This window comes from Pseudomonas sp. R1-18 (assembly GCF_051132095.1).
Classification (GTDB): Bacteria; Pseudomonadota; Gammaproteobacteria; order Pseudomonadales; family Pseudomonadaceae; genus Aquipseudomonas.
Genome location: NZ_CP071658.1, coordinates 2,147,861 through 2,168,894, shown reverse-complemented (window position 1 = coordinate 2,168,894; position 21,034 = coordinate 2,147,861). Strand labels below are relative to the sequence as shown.

Here is a 21,034-nt window from a genome sequence, read left to right as displayed (position 1 = left end):
GAATGATTATGAGCATGCTGACCAACGTCGCTTTTTTCACAGCCCGACCTGGGCAGAGCGAGGTACTCGGCCAGCGCCTGTTGGCGCTGGTCGGCCCCACCCGGCAAGAGCCCGGCTGCCTCCGTTACGAGATTTACCGTGCTAACGATTCGGTCGACCGCTGGTTCGTTTATGAGGACTGGCGTTCGCCCGACGACTTCGCAGGCCATATGCAAACGCCTTATGTAGCAGCGTTCATGAAAGACCTTGACGAATTCTGCAGCCAGGCCCCGGAAATCCGCAGCTTCGAGCGCCAGTCCGAACCGGCCGACTGCTGACCCCATCCATTGCCCAAGAGGAACACACCATGAGTAAGAACAACACTTGGCTGGTGACCGGTTGCTCCACCGGCTTCGGACGCTACATCGCGGCTCACCTGCTGGAACGCGGCGAGCGTGTCGTTGTGACTGCGCGCAAGACCGAGCAGGTGGAGGATCTCGCCAGGCTCGGTGAAGCCCTGGTGCTGCCGCTGGATGTGACCGACGCCGAGGAGGCAAAGGCCGTCGTGGCTGAAGCGGAGCGCGCGTTCGGATCGGTGGATGTGCTGATCAACAACGCCGGTATCGGCTACTTCGCCGCGGTCGAAGAGACTGACCCGCAATCCGCTCGCCGGCTGTTCGATGTCAATTTCTTCGGCACAACCAACATGATTCACGCGGTCCTGCCCGGCATGCGCCAGCGTCATCGAGGAACGATCGTGAACCTGACTTCCATTGGCGGCCTCGCCGGTTTCCCTGCCGTGGGTTACTACTGCGCGAGCAAGTTCGCAGTCGAGGGGCTATCGGAAAGCCTGCGCGCCGAGGTCGAGCCACTGGGCATTCACGTGATGACGGCAGAGCCCAGTGCGTTTCGTACCGAATGGGCGGGATCGGCGACTGAGGTGCGTGAACCGATCACCGATTATGACGCCACTGCCGGCGAGGCACGCCGCGCTTATCACGCCTCGGTAGGCAAGCAGCCAGGCGATCCTGCCCGGGCAGCCGCCGCGATTTACGCCGCAGTCACCGCTGCGCAGCCTCCGCAACGACTGCTGCTGGGTAATAAAGCCTTCGAAGTCGCAACGGCCAAGCTGTCGGCCATGCATGCCGAATTCAGTGCCTGGGAGGCCACCGCCCGTGGGGCGGATTTCCCTGTGCTGGCGATAGGTCCGGGCGGCAAGTAATCGCTCCCGCCGACAGGGAAGTCGGTATCTCCAGATAGCAAGAAGCATCTACGCAAGTTCGCCGGACGGAGGTCAGGCGCACCCTCGCCAGTCTGCATTCCCGAAACGCATTTGCCCCGGAGGATCAGGCAAATCTGCGACACGTTCGAGATAACGGCGATCCGCCGTCCGCACTTAATCTTTATTCACGGCACGGATGACAACAACGGCTCGGACAGGCCGCCACCCTGTTAATGAACACATGAGGAACTCACCATGAAAAACTTTAGCAAACTTGTGATCGGGACCGCACTGAACATCTGCATCATCTCGGCAGCTAGTGCCTCTCCCGTTGCATCGTCTTTCGTCCAGAACACCGTGAAGGCCACGCATAGCCTTCAGGCTTCCAACAAGGCCTCCGAGTCCGCTCCCGGTTTCCGCGTCGCGGCGGATGGTTCCGAGCGCACTCCAGGCTTCCGCGTTGCAGCAGACGGTTCCGAGCGCACTCCAGGCTTCCGCGTTGCAGCAGACGGCTCCGAGCGCACCCCCGGCTTCCGCGTTGCAGCGGATGGTTCCGAGCGCACCCCCGGCTTTCGCGTTGCGGCGGATGGTTCCGAGCGCACTCCAGGCTTCCGCGTTGCAGCAGACGGTTCCGAGCGCACTCCCGGTTTCCGCGTTGCGGCAGACGGTTCCGAGCGCACTCCCGGTTTCCGGACTGCGTGAGTGAATACGCCGAGGTTTGCGCCGTTAATCATTGTGCTAATTTTTTGCAGCGAGGTCGTTATGGCCACCGATTCAGGCACGAGCAGCAACCCGTCATACGCCGGAGTGTGGGTTACGGCTGATGGATACATTCGTCACGAGCTGCTACCAAACGGTCGTTATGATGAAGCCCGCGGTAAAAAGACGAGTGCATACCAGGGACGCTACGAGGTTCAAGGTGATTACATTCGGTATTGGGACGATACCGGCTTCACCGCCGATGGTATTTTTCGGGAGGGGGTCCTCTACCACGCAGGCATGGTGCTTTACCGCAATTGACAATGCATGGACGTGGTCGACGGTCCAGGCCGCCGACCACATCTCACTTCGGTTCTGGTGCAACTTTGGGGGGTGTTGATGGACATGACGAACAATTCGAACCTTGGCGACAATCGAGTCTATCGGGATGAACTGGTACGACTGCTGACCCAGCGCTTTGAAAAGCCAGGCATTTACGAAACTGCCGTGGCGCCGCTGCATGTCATACGTTCTGACGCGCCCTCCGAGTTGATCCATACGGTCCACAAGCCCGCGCTTTGCCTGATTGTTCAAGGAAGTAAAGAGATAGGGCTGGGGGAGGAACAGTATGCATACGATCCGCTCAGTTATCTGGTGGTTTCGGTTACATTGCCGGTTTCCGGGCGGGTCACCGAGGCAACCGCAGATGCGCCCTATCTGTGCCTAAGACTGGACTTCGACCCGGCGGAAATTGCTCAGCTCATAGCGGATGCTCCTCCAGCGGGAGTTCCCGACGAGCCGCAGCGAGGCCTATTCCTCGACAGGATCGATCAGCCGCTGCTTGAGACCATGTTAAGACTGGTGCGCATGCTGGACACTCCTCGGGACATCGGCATGCTCGCGCCGCTGGCGCTACGTGAGATCTATTACCGCCTTCTGCGCGGGAACCACGGACGCCGACTTTACGAAATTGCCGTTGGCGATTCGCAGACGCATCGCATCACCCGGGCGATCACTTGGCTGAACCAGCACTACTCCGAGCCGCTGAGGATCGACGATCTTGCGCGGATAGCTAATCTGGGGCATTCGACCCTTCATCACCGTTTCAAGGCAGTAACTGCTATGAGCCCGCTGCAGTATCAGAAGCAGCTGCGTTTGCAGGAGGCTCGCCGGCTGATGATCAATGAGGGACTGGACGCTTCGAGCGCCTGCTACCGAGTTGGCTACGAAAGCCCCTCCCAGTTCAGCAGGGAATACAGCCGACAGTTCGGACTCTCGCCATCCAGGGACGTGGGCCGGATCCGTCACACCGCGTGATTCATCACGCCCTGAACAGGCCTTCCACGGGCATACGGCTCGCAATTCCGGATGTCCGGGGCAAGGCCCCTTGGCCTGACAAACACAAAACCATAACCCTAAAACGTCATTAATATGGCGCCATATTTGGACAAGCCGCTTCAGCCGTCAAAAACCGACATTTTCCCGACATACGGCAACAACTTTCCGATTCCGCAGGGTCATACCACCATGCTCGCCGATTGGATATTGGCACGCATCGTGTTCCCAGCCTGAAATCGGAGATAAGTGCATGATTTTCAACGTCCAAAATTTTGGCGCCAAAGGAGATGGTGTCACTGACGATACAGCCGCCATCCAGCAAGCGATCGATGCGGCGGCAGCGGCCGGCGGCGGCCAGGTGTATATACCGCCCGGGACCTACATTGTGACCGGAGGCGAGGAACCGTCCGACGGCTGCCTCATGCTCAAGAGCAATGTCTACATGTACGGCGACGGCATGGGCGTCTCGAACATCAAGGTCGCCGATGGTTCGGACACGAAAATCACTGGCATCGTCCGCTCCGCCTACGGCGAAGAGACCCACGATTTCGGGCTGAGCAACCTGACCCTCGACGGCAATCGGGACAACACTACCGGCAAGATCGATGGCTGGTTCAACGGCTACATCCCAGGCCAGGAAGGTTACGACTCCAACGTCACCCTCGATGGCGTGGAAATCAAGGACTGCTCGGGCTACGGCTTCGACCCGCACGAGCAGACCGTGAACATGGTCATCAAGAACAGCGTGTCCCACGGCAATGGCCTGGACGGCTTCGTCGCCGACTTCCTGAGCGACAGCATCTTCGAGAACAACATTGCCTACGATAACGATCGTCACGGCTTCAACGTTGTTACCAGCACCCACGATTTCACCCTCAGCAACAACGTGGCCTATGGCAACGGCGGTGGCGGGATCGTCGTGCAGCGCGGCAGCGAGAACATCCCGTCGCCGGGCAACATCACCATCACCGGCGGAGAGGTCTACGGCAATGGCGCCGAGGGCGTTCTGATCAAGTTGTCCAGCGATGTCACCGTCACCGGCGTCGACATCCATGACAACAACAGCGCGGGCGTGCGCATTTACGGCAGCACCAACGTCGATGTCACCAACAACACCCTGACCAACAACGCGCTGGGTGGCGCAGTGCCGGAAATCATCATTCAGTCCTACGACGACACCAACGGTGTATCAGGCAAATACTTCAACGGCAGCGACAACACCATCCAGGGCAACACCATCACCGGCAGCGCACAGTCGACCTACGGCGTCGCCGAGCGCAATGAAGATGGCACCGACCGCAACGCGATCATCGGCAACACCATCAGCAACACCAGCAAGGGCGACACGCTGTTGTATGGCGACGGCAGCTACGTCAGCGAGACCGTGCCAGTGGTGGCCGTTCAAGGCACCGACGGCAACGACGTCCTGCTGGGCAGCGATGCGAAGGAGATCTTCTATGGCGCTGGGGGCAATGACACGATCAACGGCGGCGCGGGCGACGACATTCTTGTGGGCGGCGCGGGCGTAGACAACCTCACCGGCGGCGCGGGCGCAGACATTTTCCGCTTTACCAGCGAGTCCGACAGCTATCGCACGGCCACCACCAGCTTCGACGACACCATCACCGACTTCGATGTGACTCAAGACAAGATCGACCTGGCAGATCTTGGCTTCACCGGGCTGGGCAATGGCCGGGGCGGCACCCTGCAGATCAGTTACAACGCGAGTAACGACCGCACCTACATCAAGGATTACGACGCCGACGCCAACGGCAATCGCTTCGAGCTGATCCTGGCCGGTAATCTGGTCGACAAACTGACCGCCGACAATTTCATCTTCAACCGCACGCTCACCGGCACCGAGGGCAATGACTCTGTGCAAGGCACCGACGGCGTGGACACCCTGCTGGGCCTGGCCGGCAACGACAGCCTGGCGGGCGGCGGCGGTGACGACCGACTCGACGGCGGTGCCGGACAGGACACCCTGAGCGGTGGCGCCGGGGCCGACACCTTCGTGTTCTCCAGCCGCACTGACAGCTACCGCAACTACAATGAGGGCGGCGCGAACCTGGGCGACCTGATCACCGACTTCGACGTTACCGCCGACAAGATCGACCTATCGGCGCTCGGCTTCACGGGCCTTGCCGACGGCATGAACAACACGGTCTACGTGGTGCTCAACGAAGCCGGCACCAAGACCTACATCAAGTCGTTGACCGCCGATGCCGACGGCAACCGCTTCGAGGTGGCGCTGGACGGCAACTACCTGGACAAGCTGACCAGCGCGAACTTTGTCTTCGCCACTGCCCCGGTGGTCAACCAGGCGCCGGTGGTGGCCAACCCGCTGCTGGACCAGAACACTACCGAAAACACGCCGTTCAGCTACGTCGTGCCCGGCACCAGTTTCACCGATCCGGACAACGACACGTTGAGCTACACCGCAACGCTCGCCGACGGCAGTCCGCTGCCGGACTGGCTGACCTTCGACGCCGCCACCCGCACCTTCAGCGGCACGCCGGGCGGCGACGCCTCTGGCACCTACGCGATCAAGATCACCGCGACCGACGCCAGCAACTCAAGCGTCAGCGACAACTTCACGCTCGCGGTCCAGGACGTGCCTGCCACCCCGGGCGTGATCAATGGCACCCCGAAAAGCGACATTTTGACGGGCACGACTGGCAACGACCAGATATTCGGCGGCGCGGGCAATGACACGCTCGATGGCGGCGACGGCAACGACGTTCTGATTGGCGGCGCCGGCTCAGACAAACTTACTGGCGGCGCAGGTGCGGACGTGTTCCGCTTCAGCTCCGGCCAGGACAGCTACCGGACCGCCACGACCAGCGCCAGTGACCAGATCCTGGATTTCGATGTATCCGCCGACAAGATCGACCTCTCGGCACTGGGCTACAGCGGCCTGGGCAACGGCTTCGACGGCACTTTGCAAGTGACCTACAACGCCGGCAACAACCGCACCTATATAAAGGACAACGTGGCGGACGCCAACGGCAACCGATTCGAGATTTCGCTGGCGGGTAACCTGGCCAGCACGCTCAACAGCAGCCATTTCGTCTTCGCCGACCAGAACGTCCCGAGCAACGTGGCGCCGGTGGTGGTGATTCCACTGCTCGATCAGAACGCCACCGAAAGCTCGCCGTTCACCTATACCGTTACCAGCAACAGCTTTTCTGACGGCAACAATGATTCGCTGACCTACACCGCCACCTTGGGCGACGGCAGCGCCCTGCCCGACTGGCTGACCTTCGACAGCACCACCATGACCTTCAGCGGCACGCCGACCAGCACTGCGGCAGGCAACTACAACGTGCTGATCAAAGCTACCGATCCGTCGGGCGCGTCGGTCAGTGACAGCTTTGCCATGACGGTCGCCGATGCCCCGGACACCACAGTCACCGGGACCGACAACGCTGAGGCGCTGTCGGGCACGATTGGCGCGGATCTGATCCTTGGTCTGGGTGGCAATGACACCATCAGGGCAGGTGCCGGACCAGACATCATCGACGGCGGCGCGGGACGCGACGCGCTGTATGGCGGCGAAGGCGCCGACACGTTCCGCTATACCAACCTGCAGGACAGCTACCGCGATTACGACTCGGGCGGCGCAACCGCCACCGATACGATCTACGACTTCACCCACGGTGAGGACAAGATCGATGTGTCCGCTCTTGGCTTCCTCGGCCTGGGCGACGGCAGCAACGGCACTCTCTATGTGAGCCTCAACGCAGCCGGCGACAAGACATACATCAAATCCAGCCAGGCGGACGCCGATGGCAACCGCTTCGAAATCGCCCTGAGCGGCAACTACCTGGACACGCTGACCGCCGACGATTTCGTTTTTGGCCAGCGCGCCCAGCAGGACATCCTGTTCCTGCCGACCCTCGGCCAGTCCAACGCACGCCTGCTGCGCATGACCGAGGACGATGACCAGTCCGGTACTTCGGCGCTGGTCGACGGCTTGAGCAAATACACCACCTATGACGTGCGCAGCCAGTTCAACGACGCCGATGGCAACGGCATCGACATCGCAGTGGGCGGCAGCACAGTGAACGGCATGTCGACCCTGGGCGCCGAAGAGCTGAAATTATGCTGGTGGCTGACCGACACCAACCAGCCGGGTCCGGCCTTGCTGCGCGCCGTGGCCTTGTTGCAGGACCAGCTCGGCGAGCTCAAGTCGATCGACAACGTAACCATGGGCATCATCTGGGGCCAGGGTGAGGAAGCGGCGCAGGAGATTGCCCGTGCTTCGGACAAGCAGGCAGCCGCGGCCTCGTACAAGGCCGCGACCCTTGCCGTATTCGACTACCTGCACGCGCAGTTCGGCGACTTCAACGTGTACATGATGGAAACCGGGCACTACGACCAGGACGCCGCCCGCGCCCGCGGTTTCTCGGAAGAGAAGATCGCCGGCATCGTTGAAGGCGTCGGCTATGTCCGAGCGGTGCAGGAAGCAATTGCCGCCGAACGCGAAGACGTGAAGCTGGCGGTGGATTACACCGACCTGCCGCTGCGTCACGAAGTTGATCCGCTGGTTTATCCCGATGACGTCTGGCACCTGCACGAAGAGTCCGCTGAAATCGTGGGACAGCGTCTGGCTGACTACATCGCCGACGACCTGGGTTTCAAAGGCGACCCGACCGACAACAACAGCGTGCAGGACATCTTCGACGGCGCACAGAACGAAGGCGGCAAGATTTTCGGTACCGATCAGGCCGACACCCTGGTGGGCACCTCCGGCAATGACACGCTCGATGGTGACCTGGGCGCGGACAGCATGAACGGTGGCGACGGCAACGATATCTATGTCGTCGACAACGCATTCGACAGCGTGATCGAAACCAGCGACTCGCCCTCGCAGATCGACACGGTGCAGGCCTCGGTCAGCTGGACACTCGGCGCGAATCTGGAAAACCTCCTGCTGACCGGCGTCTCCGCCATCGACGGCAAGGGCAATGACCTGCGCAACTTCATCACCGGCAACGCGGCGGCCAACGTCCTGGACGGCGCGGGCGGCGGTGACAGCATGAGCGGGGGCAATGGCAACGACACCTATTTCGTCGACAACAGCGGCGACAGCGTGATCGAAACCAACGCCGACCGGGTATCGGGCGGCGTCGATAGCGTGTACAGCACGCTGGCCACGTACACGCTGAGCAGCAACGTGGAAAATCTGTACATCAACAGCAGCGATGCGGCCAACGGTATCGGTAATGCGCTCGACAACGTGCTGTTCGCCGGTGCGGGCAACAACGTGCTGGATGGCCGCGATGGCATTGACACCGTGTCATTCGCGCGCGCGTTGGCCGGAATCACCGCGACCCTCTCGACCTCGGCGCAGCAGGACACCGTCGGCTCAGGGCTGGACACCCTGAAGAACTTCGAAAACCTGACCGGCAGCGCTTTTGCCGACAGCCTGACCGGGAACAGCGGCGCCAACGTGCTCAACGGCGGCGCAGGCGATGACACGCTGGTCGGCGGTTCGGGCAACGATCGACTGATCGGCGGCGAAGGAACGGATTCGCTGACGGGCGGCTCGGGTGCCGACACCTATGTGTTCGGTTCGCTGGGGGAAGTGGGCGTCGGTGCATTACGGGACGTGATCAGCGGCTTCAAGAGCGCCGACGGCGATCTGCTCGACTTCACAGGTTGGGATGCCAATCCATTGACCGCAGGGATGGACGCGTTCAGGTTCATTGGCAGCGATGCCTTTGACGCGACTGACGCCACCGGCCAGCTGCGTTTCGCCGACGGGATTCTCTACGGCAACGTGAATGCCGATGCGACGCCTGATTTCGAAATCCAGCTGGTGGGCGTCAAGGAGCTGCATGCCAGCGACTTCGCGGCCTGACTGACCTTGTGAACGCAAAACGGCCTCCAGTGGAGGCCGTTTTTTTTGCCCGGTAGAAGCGCGCTTGCCCGCGAAAAGCCTTACGCGGTTTGCCTGAAACAGCGCGTCGTATGGGTCGCGGGCAAGCGCGCTCCTACCCACTCACATGCCGCCAAGTCTGGGTCGATTCAGAACAGGCTCTGCACCTTCTCAAGCACTGCGCGGTTCATCTGCCCGGTGTGGGTGTGCAGGCTCACGTAGCTCTGCAGCATGTCGAGCTTGGTGTTGAGCAGATCTCGGCGCGCCTGGAACAACCGTTGCTGGGCATCGAGAATGTCCACGGTCGAGCGCACGCCACCCTGAAAACCCTTCTCGGTGGAGGTCAGCGCCCGCTGGTTGGACTCGACCGCGCGCTGCATCGCCTTGCTCTTGGTGAAACCGGCCACCACGCCCAGGTAATCCGTTTCGATGTCTTCGGCCAGCTGCTGACGCTGCACGTCGTAGTCGGACTGCGCGCCGGCCAGTTGCGCCTCGGCCTTAGCGACCGAAGCGCGTACCGCTCCGCCACGGTAGAGAGGAATGTCCAGCTGCACACCAACGTAGTAAGTGTCCTGGCGCGGATCGAGCTCCTGGTATTGACGGGTTTCGCGGCGCGTCAACTGCGTAGTCAACGACAAAGTCGGGTAATGCCCGGCACGCTGGGTGTCCGCCTGGGCTTCGGCCACTTTCACCGCGGCCAGGCGCGCCGCCAGCTCCGGGCTTGCATCGCGGGCCACCGCTGTCCAGTAGGGCAAGTCCTGCTCCGGCGGGATGGGCCCGCTGGCGTCCACTTGCTCACGCATCGGCTGAATGTCATCCACGGGCATTTTGGTACGCCCGGCCAGCGCGCGCAGCGCGGCGATCCGGCGAGCCTGGGCTTCGGCTTCCTGCGCCTCCACCAGATCAAGTCGCGCCTGAGCTTCATCGATATCGGTGATTGCACCCTGCCCCGCCTGATAAAGCTTTTTGCTCTGGATGACGAGACCGGCGATGGCCGACTTCTGCTGGCCGATCAACTTTATTTCGTTTTCTGCCCGAGCGACGTCGAAGTAACTCTTGGCTACCCGATCGAACAGGCTCTGGCTGGCGACGTCGAACTGCCCGACACCGAGCGCGCCTCGCGCCTTGCCTACCTGATAGGCAGCCCAGCGCGCCTTGTCGTACAGCGGCTGCTGCGCGGCAAGGGTCACGTTGTTGGCCTGATAGTCATTGCTGTTGACGTAGCCGGTGTCATCGCCACCGTCGGTGCGCCCGCCGCTGCCGTACCGCGAACTCAGCGACAGCTGCGGATAGAGGCCGCCGCGACCGATGTCCTCCTCATGCCGGGAGGCTTCGTACGCGTGGCTGGCCGACTGCAGAGTCGGATCATTGGCCCGCGAGGCATCGTACGCGGCGGTCAGGCTCAAGCCTGCCCCTGCCGCCAGAACCGGAGCCGATCCAGCCCAGCCGACACAAAGGCCCATGAACAATTGCAGGCCATAGCGATTGCGATGAGTCATGTCATTCTTCTTTGAAAGCGGCGATCAGACGTTCGCGCAGAGGTTTCATCAGGTAGTTCATCAGGGTGCGTTCGCCGGTGACCACGGTGACATCGGCAAGCATGCCGGGACGCACCAGCAGACCTGCGCTCTGCAGCGCAGCCATGGTGTCGGCGGGAATGTCGACCTTGGCGGAGAAGTACGGCTGATGCGTCTGCTCATCAAGCAACTGGTCGGCCGATACCGTGCTGACTGTCCCGGTCACCGTGGGCGTATCGACCCGTTGCAGCGCGGTGAAATGTACGTGCACCGGTAACCCCGGCCGCAGCTTGTTGGCCATCAGCGGTTCGAAGCGCGCGGTAATCGCCATCGGCGCATCGAGCGGCACCACCTGCATCAGCGTCTGGCCCGCCTGAGCGACGCCGCCTTCAGTATGAATGCTCAAATCCATGACCTGACCGGCCACCGGCGCGCGAATGGCGCCGTTGTCGACTTCGAATTGCAGGGCGCGAATCTGATCGGCGAAGCCTGCCGCTTCAGCGGACACCTCGCTGAGCTGGGTTTCGGCGTCGCGACGAAATTCCTGCTGGGTTTGCAGAATTTTCAGGCGGCTTTCGTTAATGGCCTGGCGAGTCTTGCCGATGTCGCCAACACCCGATGCGATTTGCCCGGCCAATTGCGCGGCGTTGCGTTCGGCCTCGAACAGCTTGTTGCGCGGCACGTAGCCTTCGCGGGCAAGATCGCGCAAGCCCACCAGCTCCTGCTGCTGGAACTGCATCTGCGCATCGTAATTTCGCTTCACGCCTTCGTAACCACGTAGTTGCTGCTGCAGCGACTGCACCTCGTGTTCGAGGATCTGCAGGCGGCTGCCGAGTTCGGCGCGCCGGGTCTGGAACAGCTGGCTCTGCAACGCCATGGCCGCCTTGACACGCGGTTCATTGGCCCGCTCCAGCAACTCGGCGGGCCACTGGATTGTCGACTCGCCCATGCGCTCCGCGATCAGCCGCGCCTCAATGCTGCGATCGTTGAGCAACTTGCCCAGCGTGACGTCCAGCTGGGCCTGCGCCTGCAGCGTGTTGAGCTGCACCAGCAACTGCCCTTGAACAACGCGATCACCGTCGCTGACATACATTTTTTCGACCACGCCGCCGACCCGCGACTGCACAGCCTTGCGCTCGCCGGCAACCACTACCTTGCCGCTGCCGATGACCCCTTGATCCAGAGGTGCCAGGCAAGCCCACAACAGGAAACCGCCGAGCGCTACCGCGAGAAAGCCAACGCCATAGCGCGCCGCGCTGCCCGCGTCTGTACTGGCCTGCGGCAATGCGTCGGGGCTGCGCACGCTCAAGCGATGCTCGCTGCGCGCTTCTTTTGTCGGGGTCACGTCACACATTGCTGCCAGCCTCCCGAACAGCCGGCGCCTTGGCGGCGGGCATCAGCGCTTTGAGCACGGTATCTCGGGGCCCGAAGGCCTGCTGCGTGCCGTCTTTAAGCAGAAGAATGTAGTCGGCGACGGCCAGCACGCTCGGCCGATGGGTGATCAGCACCACTGTGCTACCAGCCGCCTTGAGAGTGGAAATGCCCTGGATGAGCGCCAGTTCGCCGGCTTCGTCCAGATTGGAATTGGGTTCATCGAGCACGATCAGCGAAGGGTTGCCGTACAGCGCCCGAGCCAGGCCAAGACGCTGCTTCTGCCCGCCGGACAGACCGAGGCCACCGGGACCGAGTGGCGTATCGTAGCCTTTGGGAAAACGCAGAATCATCTCGTGAATCCCGGCGTGGCGGCTGGCGGCGATGATTTTCTCGGCGTCCTGCTCACCAAAGCGAGCAATGTTGTCGGCCACGCTACCGTCGAACAGCTCGATATCCTGAGGCAGATAACCGAGGTACGGGCCCAGCGCGTCGTGCGTCCACTGGCTGATCTCGGCGTCGTCCAGGCGCACCGAACCACCCATCGGCGGCCAGACACCGACCATCGCCCGGGCCAGGGTCGATTTGCCGCTGGCGCTGGCGCCGATGACGGCCAGCACTTCACCTTTCTTCAGCGCCAGATTGATGCCCCGCAGGCTCGGCTGAGTAGCACCGGGCGGCCCGGCATAGAGTTGTTCCAGGCGCAGCGCGCCACTGGGCGGAGGCAGCGGCATGCGCAGCGGCTGGCGGGGATGCTGGTGCAGCAATTGGCTCAGCCGTTGATAACTCTGACGCCCGGAAGTGAACTGTTTCCACGAGCCAATCGCGATTTCCACTGGCGCAAGCGCCCGCCCAAGCAACAGCGACATAGCGATCATCATGCCCGCCGACAACTGACCTTCGAGCACCAGCAAGGCACCCAGCCCCAACGACAGCGACTGGCCGGAAATCCGCACAAAGCGCGTCGCGGAGGTGATGCGCGCGCTGCGATCGCTGGCGTGCGCCTGAGCCGCGATGATGCGCTGTTGCATCAGGCTCCAGCGATCACGCAAAGGGCCCAGCATGCCCAGCGCCTGGATGACTTCGGCGTTTTGCAGTGTGCTGTTGACGTACGCAGCGGATTGCACGCCCAGCCGGTTGGCTTCGCCCAGCCGCGTTCGGGTAGCCAGCTCACCCCAGAGCGCCAGACCGATCAGGACCAGCGCGAGTACCAGCGTGAGCACGCCGAACCAGGGATGAAAAATGAATGCCACCAGTAGAAAAATCGGCAGCCAGGGCGCATCGAGCAAGGCGATCAGGCCTTGCCCGGTGATCAGTTGGCGCAGAGTGGCAAGATCGCTGAGCACTTGCGCCGGATTGGCGTTGTGCTCGCGCAGGCTGCGAGCGAAGGCGGCATCGAAGACGCGCTCGCCCAATGCGTCATCCAGACCCGCGCTCATACGGATCATCACCTGCCCCCGCACCCACTCGATCAGCCCGCTGAACAGGAACAGGCCCAGCGCGATCAGGGTCAGCATGAACAGCGTGGTTTCGTTGCGACTGGTCAGCACGCGGTCGTAGACCTGCATCATGTACAGCGACGGCACCAGCACCAGCAGGTTGATCACTCCGCTGAACAGCGCCAGCGCCCAGAACACCCGGCGATAGCCAAGCAGAGCTGCATCAATGTCATGACGGGGGTCAAGGAGAAAGCGCATAGAGTGTCAACCGATGAGAAATAGGTCTGTGCTGGCCGCATTCCTTGCGCGGGGTTCCCCGGATGATGCTCGCTCGGCGGGAGGGCCCCGCCAAATTGCTCCAAGCGTGTCAAACGCGCCCGATCCTGAGCGCGTGGATGTGACAGCATTTCGCCACATAAGTGCCGGGGCGCAGGATCTTTTGACTGTTGCTGCCGCTGCGCGCCAGATCGTCAGCAAGCTGGACTCCCACGCCTTCAGGGCAGAATCAAAAGCGATCTCCGTGCTTCTGCCCGGAGGGCGTAGGAGCGGATTCATCCGCGATCTGGCGCGAAGCGGCAGCAAATCAGCCATCCGGGGCACGCCAGACACACCGCACCTGCCCCAGTGCTGCCGGTTCCCGGCAGGTCGTCAGCAAGCTGGACTCCTACGCCCTCCGGGCAGAATCGAAAGCACTCTCCGTGCTTCTGCCCGAAGGGCGTAGGAGCGGATTTATCCGCGATCTGGCGCGAAGCGGCAGCAAATCAGCCATCCCTGGCACGCCAGACACACCGCACCAGCCCCATTGCTGCCGGTTCCCGGCAGATCGTCAGCAAGCTGGACTCCCACGCCCTATGGGCAGAATCAAAAGCGATCTCCGTGCTTCTGCCCGGAGGGCGTAGGAGCGGATTAATCCGCGATCTGGCGCGCAGCGGCAGCAAATCAGCCATCCGTGGCATGCCAGACACACCGCACCAGCCCCAGTGCTGCCGGTTCCCGGCAGATCGTCAGCAAGCTGGACTCCCACGCCCTATGGGCAGAATCAAAAGCGGTCTCCTTGCTTCTGCCCGGAGGGCGTAGGAGCGGATTTATCCGCGATCTGGCGCGCAGCGGCAGCAAATCAGCCATCCGGGGCACGCCAGACACACCGCACCTACCCCATTGCTGCCGGTTCCCGGCAGATCGTCAGCAAGCTGGACTCCCACGCCCTCCGGGCAGAATCAAAAGCAATCTCCGTGCTTCTGCCCGGAGGGCGTAGGAGCGGATTTATCCGCGATCTGGCGCGCAGCGGCAGCAAATCAGCCATCCGGGGCACGCCAGACACACCGCATCCACCACCTTTGCTGTCGCCGCGCCAGATCATCAGATCAACGCTATGCAGATATTTCAAATTATTGCGCCACCTCGCAGTCACAAGCCCAAGCCCCTGTTTCTGCAACATTCTCAAAGGTCCGCCTTTATGAGCTTCACAATCTGCATGACCGTGCTTGGCGCGCTGTTGATGCTTCTCGCACTGACCTCTTCCTACCTGCGCTGGATGCCGGTAACCACCTCGGCCGTATGTCTTGCGTTCGGGTTCGTCATCGGGCCCATGGGTCTGCAAATGATCAACCTGGACTTTGCGAAAGCTGCCGGCTGGATGGAACGGCTGACCGAAGTCGCCGTGCTGTTTTCGCTGTTCAACACCGGGATCAAATTACGCCTGCCGCTACGCGACAGGACCTGGCACTCGGCCTATTGGCTCGCCGGCCCGGTGATGATCGCCACTATCGCCGGCACCTGTGTGGCCGCGCATTACCTGCTTGGCCTGTCGTGGGGCCTGTCGCTGCTGCTGGGCGCGATGCTGTCACCCACCGACCCGGTGCTCGCCGGCCTGGTGCAGGTGACCAACGCCCAGGATCAGGACCGTTTACGCTTCGGTTTGTCCGGCGAGGCAGGATTGAATGACGGCACCGCCTTCCCGTTCGTCTACCTCGCACTGTTCGTACTCGGTTCCAGCTCGCTGGAGCCAAACTGGATGACCCACTGGGCGCTGGGAAAACTGCTATGGGCAGTACCCGCCGGCCTGCTGCTGGGCTACGCGATGGGTCGGGGCGTGGGCCATCTGATGATTTTTCTGCGCATCAAGAACGGTGACAGCACCGCATCGCCCAATGACTTTCTGGCACTGGCACTAATCGCCCTGTCGTACGTCGCCGCCGACTGGATTGGCGGTTACGGGTTTCTCGCGGTGTTCACCGCAGGGCTCGGCCTGCGTCAGGCCGAAGCGCGCATTACCCGTTCGGAGGTGCCATCTGAGCACATCGCCCAACCGGTCATCGGCCACATGACGTCATCCGTGGAGAAAGCCACCGTGGCGGAGGTCGAGGAACTCAGCGATTCCCAACTGGCCGCCGGGGTGATGATGGGCGATATGCTGGCCTTCGGCAGCCTGGTCGAGCGTTCGATGGAAGTTCTGCTGATCACCTTGCTGGGCGCGTCCCTTGCGCTTTACTGGGACTGGCGCGCCATCGGCCTTGGCCTGGCGCTGTTCTGCATCATTCGTCCGGCGGCGGTCTGGCTGCTTATTGGCAGGCGCCTGCTAAACCATCGGCAGAAAGCTCTGGTGGGCTGGTTCGGCATACGCGGCATCGGAAGTCTCTACTATCTGTGCTTTGCATTGACTCATGGTTTGCCGGAAGACAGCGGAGGGGTCATTATTGGCCTGACCCTATCGGTTGTCGCGCTGAGCATCCTGGTGCACGGCATCAGCATCCAGCCGCTACTGGACCGCTACGAAGGCTACACACCCAGCAAGGACGAGAGCCGCAACGGCGAGTCATAGAGCGAGTCGATGAAGCCATCGCAACAAGCGATTGGACTCCCGCAGCCGGACTGCGCAAGCTGCGCACATAGCGTTTTGAGAAGGTGAAATGTCAGATCACGTCCTGATGGACCGCTTTGCCCGCAAAGTCGATTATCTGCGCATGTCGGTAACCGACAGGTGCGATTTCCGCTGCGTGTATTGCATGGCCGAAGAGATGACCTTCCTGCCGCGGCAGCAGATCCTGTCGCTGGAGGAAATCCTTCAGATTGCCGAGCGGTTCGTTGCCCTGGGCACCAGAAAGATTCGCCTGACCGGCGGCGAACCGCTGGTACGTTCGGGTGTAGTGGGTCTGTGCGAACGCATCGCCGCCCTGCCCGGCCTGCGCGAGTTATGCATGACCACCAACGGTTCGCAGCTGGATCGTTTGGCGCGCCCGCTGTTTGACGCCGGCGTCAGCCGCCTCAACATCAGTCTGGATAGCCTGGATCCGGCCCGTTTCCGTGAACTCACCCGCACCGGCGACCTGCATAAGGTCATCGCCGGCATCGACGCGGCGAATGCCGCCGGGTTCACGCATACCAAGCTCAACTGCGTGGTGATGCAGGGCCGCAATGACCACGAGATCAACGATCTGCTTGCCTTTGCCATTGACCGCAAGCTGGATGTTTCCTTTATCGAAGAAATGCCGCTGGGTGCAATCAGCGAACACAGCCGCGCCGAGTCGTTTTATTCCAGCGACCAGGTGCGCGAGCGCATCGCCGAGCGCTACACGCTGGTCCCTTCGGCAGATTCGACCAACGGACCGTCGCGCTACTGGCGTCTGGCTGAAGCGCCGGATATCCGCATCGGTTTCATCTCGCCGCACAGCCATAATTTCTGCGGAACCTGCAATCGGGTGCGTCTGACCGTCGAAGGCCGTTTGCTGATGTGCCTGGGCAACGAGCACTCGGCCGATCTCAAAGCCGTGCTGCGCGCCAATCCCGGCCAGCCCCACAAGCTGGAGAAAGCCATCGTCGACGCGATGCAGCTCAAGCCCTGGAGCCACAACTTCACGCTGAACGATGACGTTCAGGTGGTGCGCTTCATGAACATGACCGGCGGCTGAGCAATTGCTTCAGCCTTAAAAAAACGCCTCACGTTGTGAGGCGTTTTTCGTTCAGCGCGAATCAGAGAGAATCAGCGGTTTGGTCTAGACCGAAACCGGTCACATCAGCGCCGTCGCCGCTGACCCCTGTTTGAAAGTTATATTACTCAAACGGATGTGTACAAGGCTTGGACAAGAAATTTTTCAAGCCTGATACACAAGCCGGCGTTTGGTGACAGCCGAAGCGCCCTGGCGGGCGCTCCTGGCCTCCAGTCATGCGACGCGACTTCCGTGGCCCTGAGCGCGATGCCACTCGGCTTTCAGGTCGTTCATTATTCCTTCCAGATAAGCAGTGTCGGCAGCGGCCTTCTTGCCTACATAGCCCTGCCCACGGCGGAACATCTTCACGCAGGCGCGCATATCGGGGTGCGCGTCGCGAAACTCGTTCTCCTGCGAGCACGGTGACATCGGGTCCAGATGCACTTCGCCCGAATGCGACAGCCACAGCAGGTGGCAGTCCAGCGTGTCTTTACGGGCTGCAAACAGACGAGCCAGTTCATCAAGGGTGACGTGACGGGTGATATTCATGTTGATGCTCCTTCGCTCGTAAGCCTGATCAAGTGGATACAGCAAGTTCATGTGCCGAACGATTCATCGAATACGGTCAGCCCCAAGGACATACAGGTAGCCTTGATGAAAAACCGCTACACGCGGCACCCGGGAGAGAAGAAGTGGTGAAACCAAACGACTTGGCCATCGATTGCGAAGAATCGGCCACAAGCGTCATGAGGCGGTTTCGCCAGCTTCTTGCTGTCGCGCAGTCGTGCCGGGTCAACTTCATCAATCTGCCTTGTGAGCAGCCTGCATCCTGAAACATCTCGACGGCTTGCCGAGCCTGTTCTGTACATTTCCAGCCCTCCCGATCAGGGAGACAGCTGCATAATGCAAAACGAAAACGGGGGCGTCAATGATTATGTAGTGATTATTTTCATGCACTACATAATCGCCGGACCGCCCCAAAAGAAAGCGCCGGCGTGACTGTACAGTCACGCCGGCGCCGAGGAGCGAGGGTTTTTACTTGCTGGTAAAGGCGCTGTAACTGTTGATCAGGTTGCGGTAGTTGGGGATGCGCTGGGACAACAGGTTGGCGAGGCCTTCCATGTCATTGCGCCAGTCGATCTGCAGTTCGCAGGCCACCGAGAACCAGTTGACCAGTTGCGCGCCCGCCGCGCTCATGCGCGCCCATGCCGCCTGCTGCACCGTCTCGTTGAACGTACCGGAGGAATCGGTTACCACGAACACTTCGAAACCTTCCGCCAGAGCGCACAGGGTCGGGAACGCGACGCAGACATCGGTCACCACGCCGGCAATGATCAATTGCTTGCGACCGGTCGCCTTCACCGCCTTGACGAAATCCTCGTTATCCCAGGCGTTGATCTGGCCGGGGCGCGGGATGTACGGCGCGTCGGGGAACATTTCCTTGAGCTCGGGCACCAGCGGGCCGTTCGGGCCGCTCTCGAAACTGGTGGTCAGGATGGTTGGCAGGTTGAAGAACTTTGCGATGTCAGCAAGTGCCAGCACATTGTTCTTGAACTCATTGGGCGAGAAATCCTGCACCAGAGAGATCAGACCGGTCTGATGGTCGACCAGCAGGACAACGGCTTCGTCTTTGTTGAGGCGTTTGTAAGGGATAGCAGTGCTCATGATTGACTCCTTGGGTTGAGTATCCGGCGGCACCGGCGCAAGCATCGGTGCCGCATAGGCAGAACAGCCTTGAAACGATCAGAACGCGAAGCAGGAACAGCCGAAGGCGCCCCAGAAACCCTGGAAGTCGCTGACCGGTACGCTGGAAAGCCGCGCGCGCTCGTGGCTATGGGAATGCACAGCACAGGGCCCGCTGCACTGGTGAACCTGCGCCAGCACCGGCGATGTCGGGCGCCAGTGCCCCGCCACCTTGGCCACCGGGGACCAGTCCGGGAGCACCGGAACCGCCGGGGGCGCGAGTTTTTCGAAGTCGCCGGAGCCGAAGACGACCTTGCCGTCGACCACGGTCAGCACCGATTCAATCCATTTGATGGCTTCTTCGTCGACGCTGAAATAATCAGCCGAGAGCGCCACCAGATCGGCGAGCTGGCCGACCTTGATCTGGCCCTTCTTGCCCTGCTCGGACGAGAACCAGGCGCTGCCATGGGTGAACAACTCCAGCGCGGTGTCTCGCGACAGACCTTCCGGATACAGCTCCAGGCCGCCGACGGTCCGGCCGCTGACCATCCAGTACAGCGAGGTCCATGGGTTATAGCTCGACACTCGCGTCGCGTCGGTACCCGCGCCGACCGGCACGCCTTCGGCCAGCATGCGCTTGATGGGCGGCGTCATCTGCGCCGCTTTCGCGCCGTAGCGATCAACGAAGTATTCACCCTGGAACGCCATGCGGTCCTGGATGGCGATACCGCCGCCCAGCGCCCGCACCCGCTCGATGTTCTTCGGCGTGATGGTTTCGCAGTGGTCGAAGAACCACGGCAGGCCGTTGAACGGGATGTCCCGGTTGACCTTCTCGAACACATCCAGCATGCGGCTGATGGACTCGTCGTAGGTCGCATGCAGGCGGAACGGCCAGCGATGTTCGACGAGGTGGCGCACTACCGGCTCCAGATCCTGCTCCATGCCTGGAGCGAGGTCCGGGCGCGGTTCGAGGAAGTCTTCGAAGTCCGCCGCCGAGAACGTCAGCATCTCCCCTGCCCCATTGTGGCGCAGGAAGTCGTCGCCCTGGTGCAGCTTGACGGTGCTGGTCCAGTTCTTGAAATCCGCCAGTTCTTCCTTGGGTTTCTGCGTGAACAGGTTGTAGGAGATGCGCACGGTCAGCTGCTTTTCGCGGCCCAGCTGCTCGATGACCGCGTAGTCGTCCGGATAATTCTGGAAGCCGCCACCGGCGTCGATGGCGCTGGTCACGCCAAGACGGTTGAGTTCACGCATGAACTGGCGGGTCGAGTTGACCTGGTACTCCAGCGGCAGCTTCGGCCCTTTGGCCAGCGTCGAGTAGAGAATCATCGCATTGGGTTTGGCCACCAGCATGCCGGTCGGGTTGCCCTGGCTGTCGCGCACGATTTCTCCGCCCGGCGGGTTCGGCGTGTCGCGGGTGTAGCCGGCAACACGCAGCGCGGCACGGTTGAGCAAGGCGCGGTCATAAAGATGCAGAACGAAAACCGGGGTATCCGGCGCTGCCTGATTGAGCTCTTCAAGCGTCGGCATGCGTTTTTCGGCGAACTGGAATTCGTTCCAGCCGCCCACGACCCGCACCCATTGCGGCGTCGGCGTGCGGTCTGCCTGATCCTTGAGCATACGCAAGGCATCGGCCAGCGACGGCACGCCTTCCCAGCGCAGTTCAAGGTTGTAGTTCAGGCCACCACGGATCAGGTGCAGGTGCGAGTCGTTCAGGCCCGGTATCACGGTGCGTTTTTGCAGATCGATGACTTGCGTCTGGCTGCCGCGCAGCGCCATGACTTCAGCCTCGGTGCCGACCGCCACGAAACGCCCGCCGCTGATCGCGACGGCGCTGGCTTTGGGCTTTTCTCGATCGACGGTGTGGAACTGGCCGTTGAAAAGAATCAGATCGACATCCATTGCTGCACCTTTGGTGAATGTTTGAGAGGCAAGAGCGGAGAACGGCAGAGAAGGCAGAATCGCTGCGGCGGCGCTGA

General features: G+C 61.6%; 14 protein-coding genes. 8 read left to right on the top strand and 6 right to left on the bottom strand.

What is annotated here, in order from left to right; all coding sequences use genetic code 11:
- The first annotated feature begins 8 nt into the window (after positions 1–8).
- The 6 genes from J3P77_RS10095 to J3P77_RS10070 all read left to right on the top strand — a co-directional run bounded on the left by J3P77_RS10095 (position 9) and on the right by J3P77_RS10070 (position 9,104).
- Positions 9–317: a putative quinol monooxygenase gene (locus J3P77_RS10095; protein ID WP_434681455.1), complete on the top strand. Its 309-nt coding sequence runs from the start codon at positions 9–11 to the stop codon at positions 315–317.
- A gap of 29 nt (positions 318–346) precedes the next feature.
- Positions 347–1,201, top strand: a complete 855-nt coding sequence (locus J3P77_RS10090) for an oxidoreductase (RefSeq protein WP_434681454.1) — start codon at positions 347–349, stop codon at positions 1,199–1,201.
- A 255-nt stretch (positions 1,202–1,456) separates the two neighbouring features.
- Positions 1,457–1,903, top strand: a complete 447-nt coding sequence (locus J3P77_RS10085; protein ID WP_434681453.1) for a hypothetical protein — start codon at positions 1,457–1,459, stop codon at positions 1,901–1,903.
- A gap of 60 nt (positions 1,904–1,963) precedes the next feature.
- Positions 1,964–2,221, top strand: coding sequence for an Atu4866 domain-containing protein (locus J3P77_RS10080; RefSeq protein WP_434681452.1), 258 nt, complete (start codon positions 1,964–1,966; stop codon positions 2,219–2,221).
- A 78-nt stretch (positions 2,222–2,299) separates the two neighbouring features.
- Positions 2,300–3,217 (top strand): AraC family transcriptional regulator N-terminal domain-containing protein, encoded by a 918-nt coding sequence (locus tag J3P77_RS10075; RefSeq protein WP_434681950.1) that lies wholly within the window; start codon positions 2,300–2,302, stop codon positions 3,215–3,217.
- 271 nt (positions 3,218–3,488) lie between these two features.
- A complete protein-coding gene (locus tag J3P77_RS10070; protein WP_434681451.1) occupies positions 3,489–9,104 on the top strand; it encodes a putative Ig domain-containing protein in 5,616 nt (1,871 codons plus the stop codon).
- Positions 9,105–9,271: 167 nt separating this feature from the next.
- Here the strand turns inward: J3P77_RS10070 and J3P77_RS10065 are convergent, their stop codons facing one another.
- Genes J3P77_RS10065 through J3P77_RS10055 form a run of 3 tightly spaced genes read right to left on the bottom strand, consistent with a single transcriptional unit; the run spans position 9,272 to position 13,707 of the window.
- Positions 9,272–10,621, bottom strand: a complete 1,350-nt coding sequence (locus J3P77_RS10065; RefSeq protein ID WP_434681449.1) for a TolC family outer membrane protein — start codon at positions 10,619–10,621, stop codon at positions 9,272–9,274.
- Position 10,622: 1 nt separating this feature from the next.
- On the bottom strand, positions 10,623–11,993 hold the full coding sequence (locus J3P77_RS10060; protein ID WP_434681448.1) for an HlyD family type I secretion periplasmic adaptor subunit: 1,371 nt from the start codon (positions 11,991–11,993) through the stop codon (positions 10,623–10,625).
- On the bottom strand, positions 11,986–13,707 hold the full coding sequence (locus J3P77_RS10055; RefSeq protein ID WP_434681447.1) for a type I secretion system permease/ATPase: 1,722 nt from the start codon (positions 13,705–13,707) through the stop codon (positions 11,986–11,988). The genes J3P77_RS10060 and J3P77_RS10055 overlap by 8 nt, the downstream gene beginning before the upstream one ends.
- Before the next feature lie 1,198 nt (positions 13,708–14,905).
- On the opposite strand from J3P77_RS10055, the gene J3P77_RS10050 reads away from it, so the two are divergent.
- Together J3P77_RS10050 and moaA are read left to right on the top strand one after the other, a co-directional pair.
- A complete protein-coding gene (locus J3P77_RS10050) occupies positions 14,906–16,270 on the top strand; it encodes a cation:proton antiporter (RefSeq protein WP_434681446.1) in 1,365 nt (454 codons plus the stop codon).
- 88 nt (positions 16,271–16,358) lie between these two features.
- Positions 16,359–17,357 (top strand): GTP 3',8-cyclase MoaA, encoded by a 999-nt coding sequence (moaA, locus tag J3P77_RS10045; RefSeq protein ID WP_434681445.1) that lies wholly within the window; start codon positions 16,359–16,361, stop codon positions 17,355–17,357.
- Positions 17,358–17,609: 252 nt separating this feature from the next.
- On the opposite strand, the gene J3P77_RS10040 is transcribed toward moaA, so the two are convergent.
- The 3 genes from J3P77_RS10040 to J3P77_RS10030 form a co-directional block, all read right to left on the bottom strand.
- A complete protein-coding gene (locus J3P77_RS10040) occupies positions 17,610–17,924 on the bottom strand; it encodes a hypothetical protein (RefSeq protein ID WP_434681443.1) in 315 nt (104 codons plus the stop codon).
- A 486-nt stretch (positions 17,925–18,410) separates the two neighbouring features.
- Entirely contained in the window at positions 18,411–19,040 is a 630-nt protein-coding gene (gene ycaC, locus J3P77_RS10035; protein WP_434681442.1) for an isochorismate family cysteine hydrolase YcaC, read from the bottom strand.
- Between the two features lie 78 nt (positions 19,041–19,118).
- Positions 19,119–20,957, bottom strand: a complete 1,839-nt coding sequence (locus J3P77_RS10030; RefSeq protein WP_434681949.1) for an amidohydrolase — start codon at positions 20,955–20,957, stop codon at positions 19,119–19,121.
- Between the last annotated feature and the right edge of the window lie 77 nt (positions 20,958–21,034).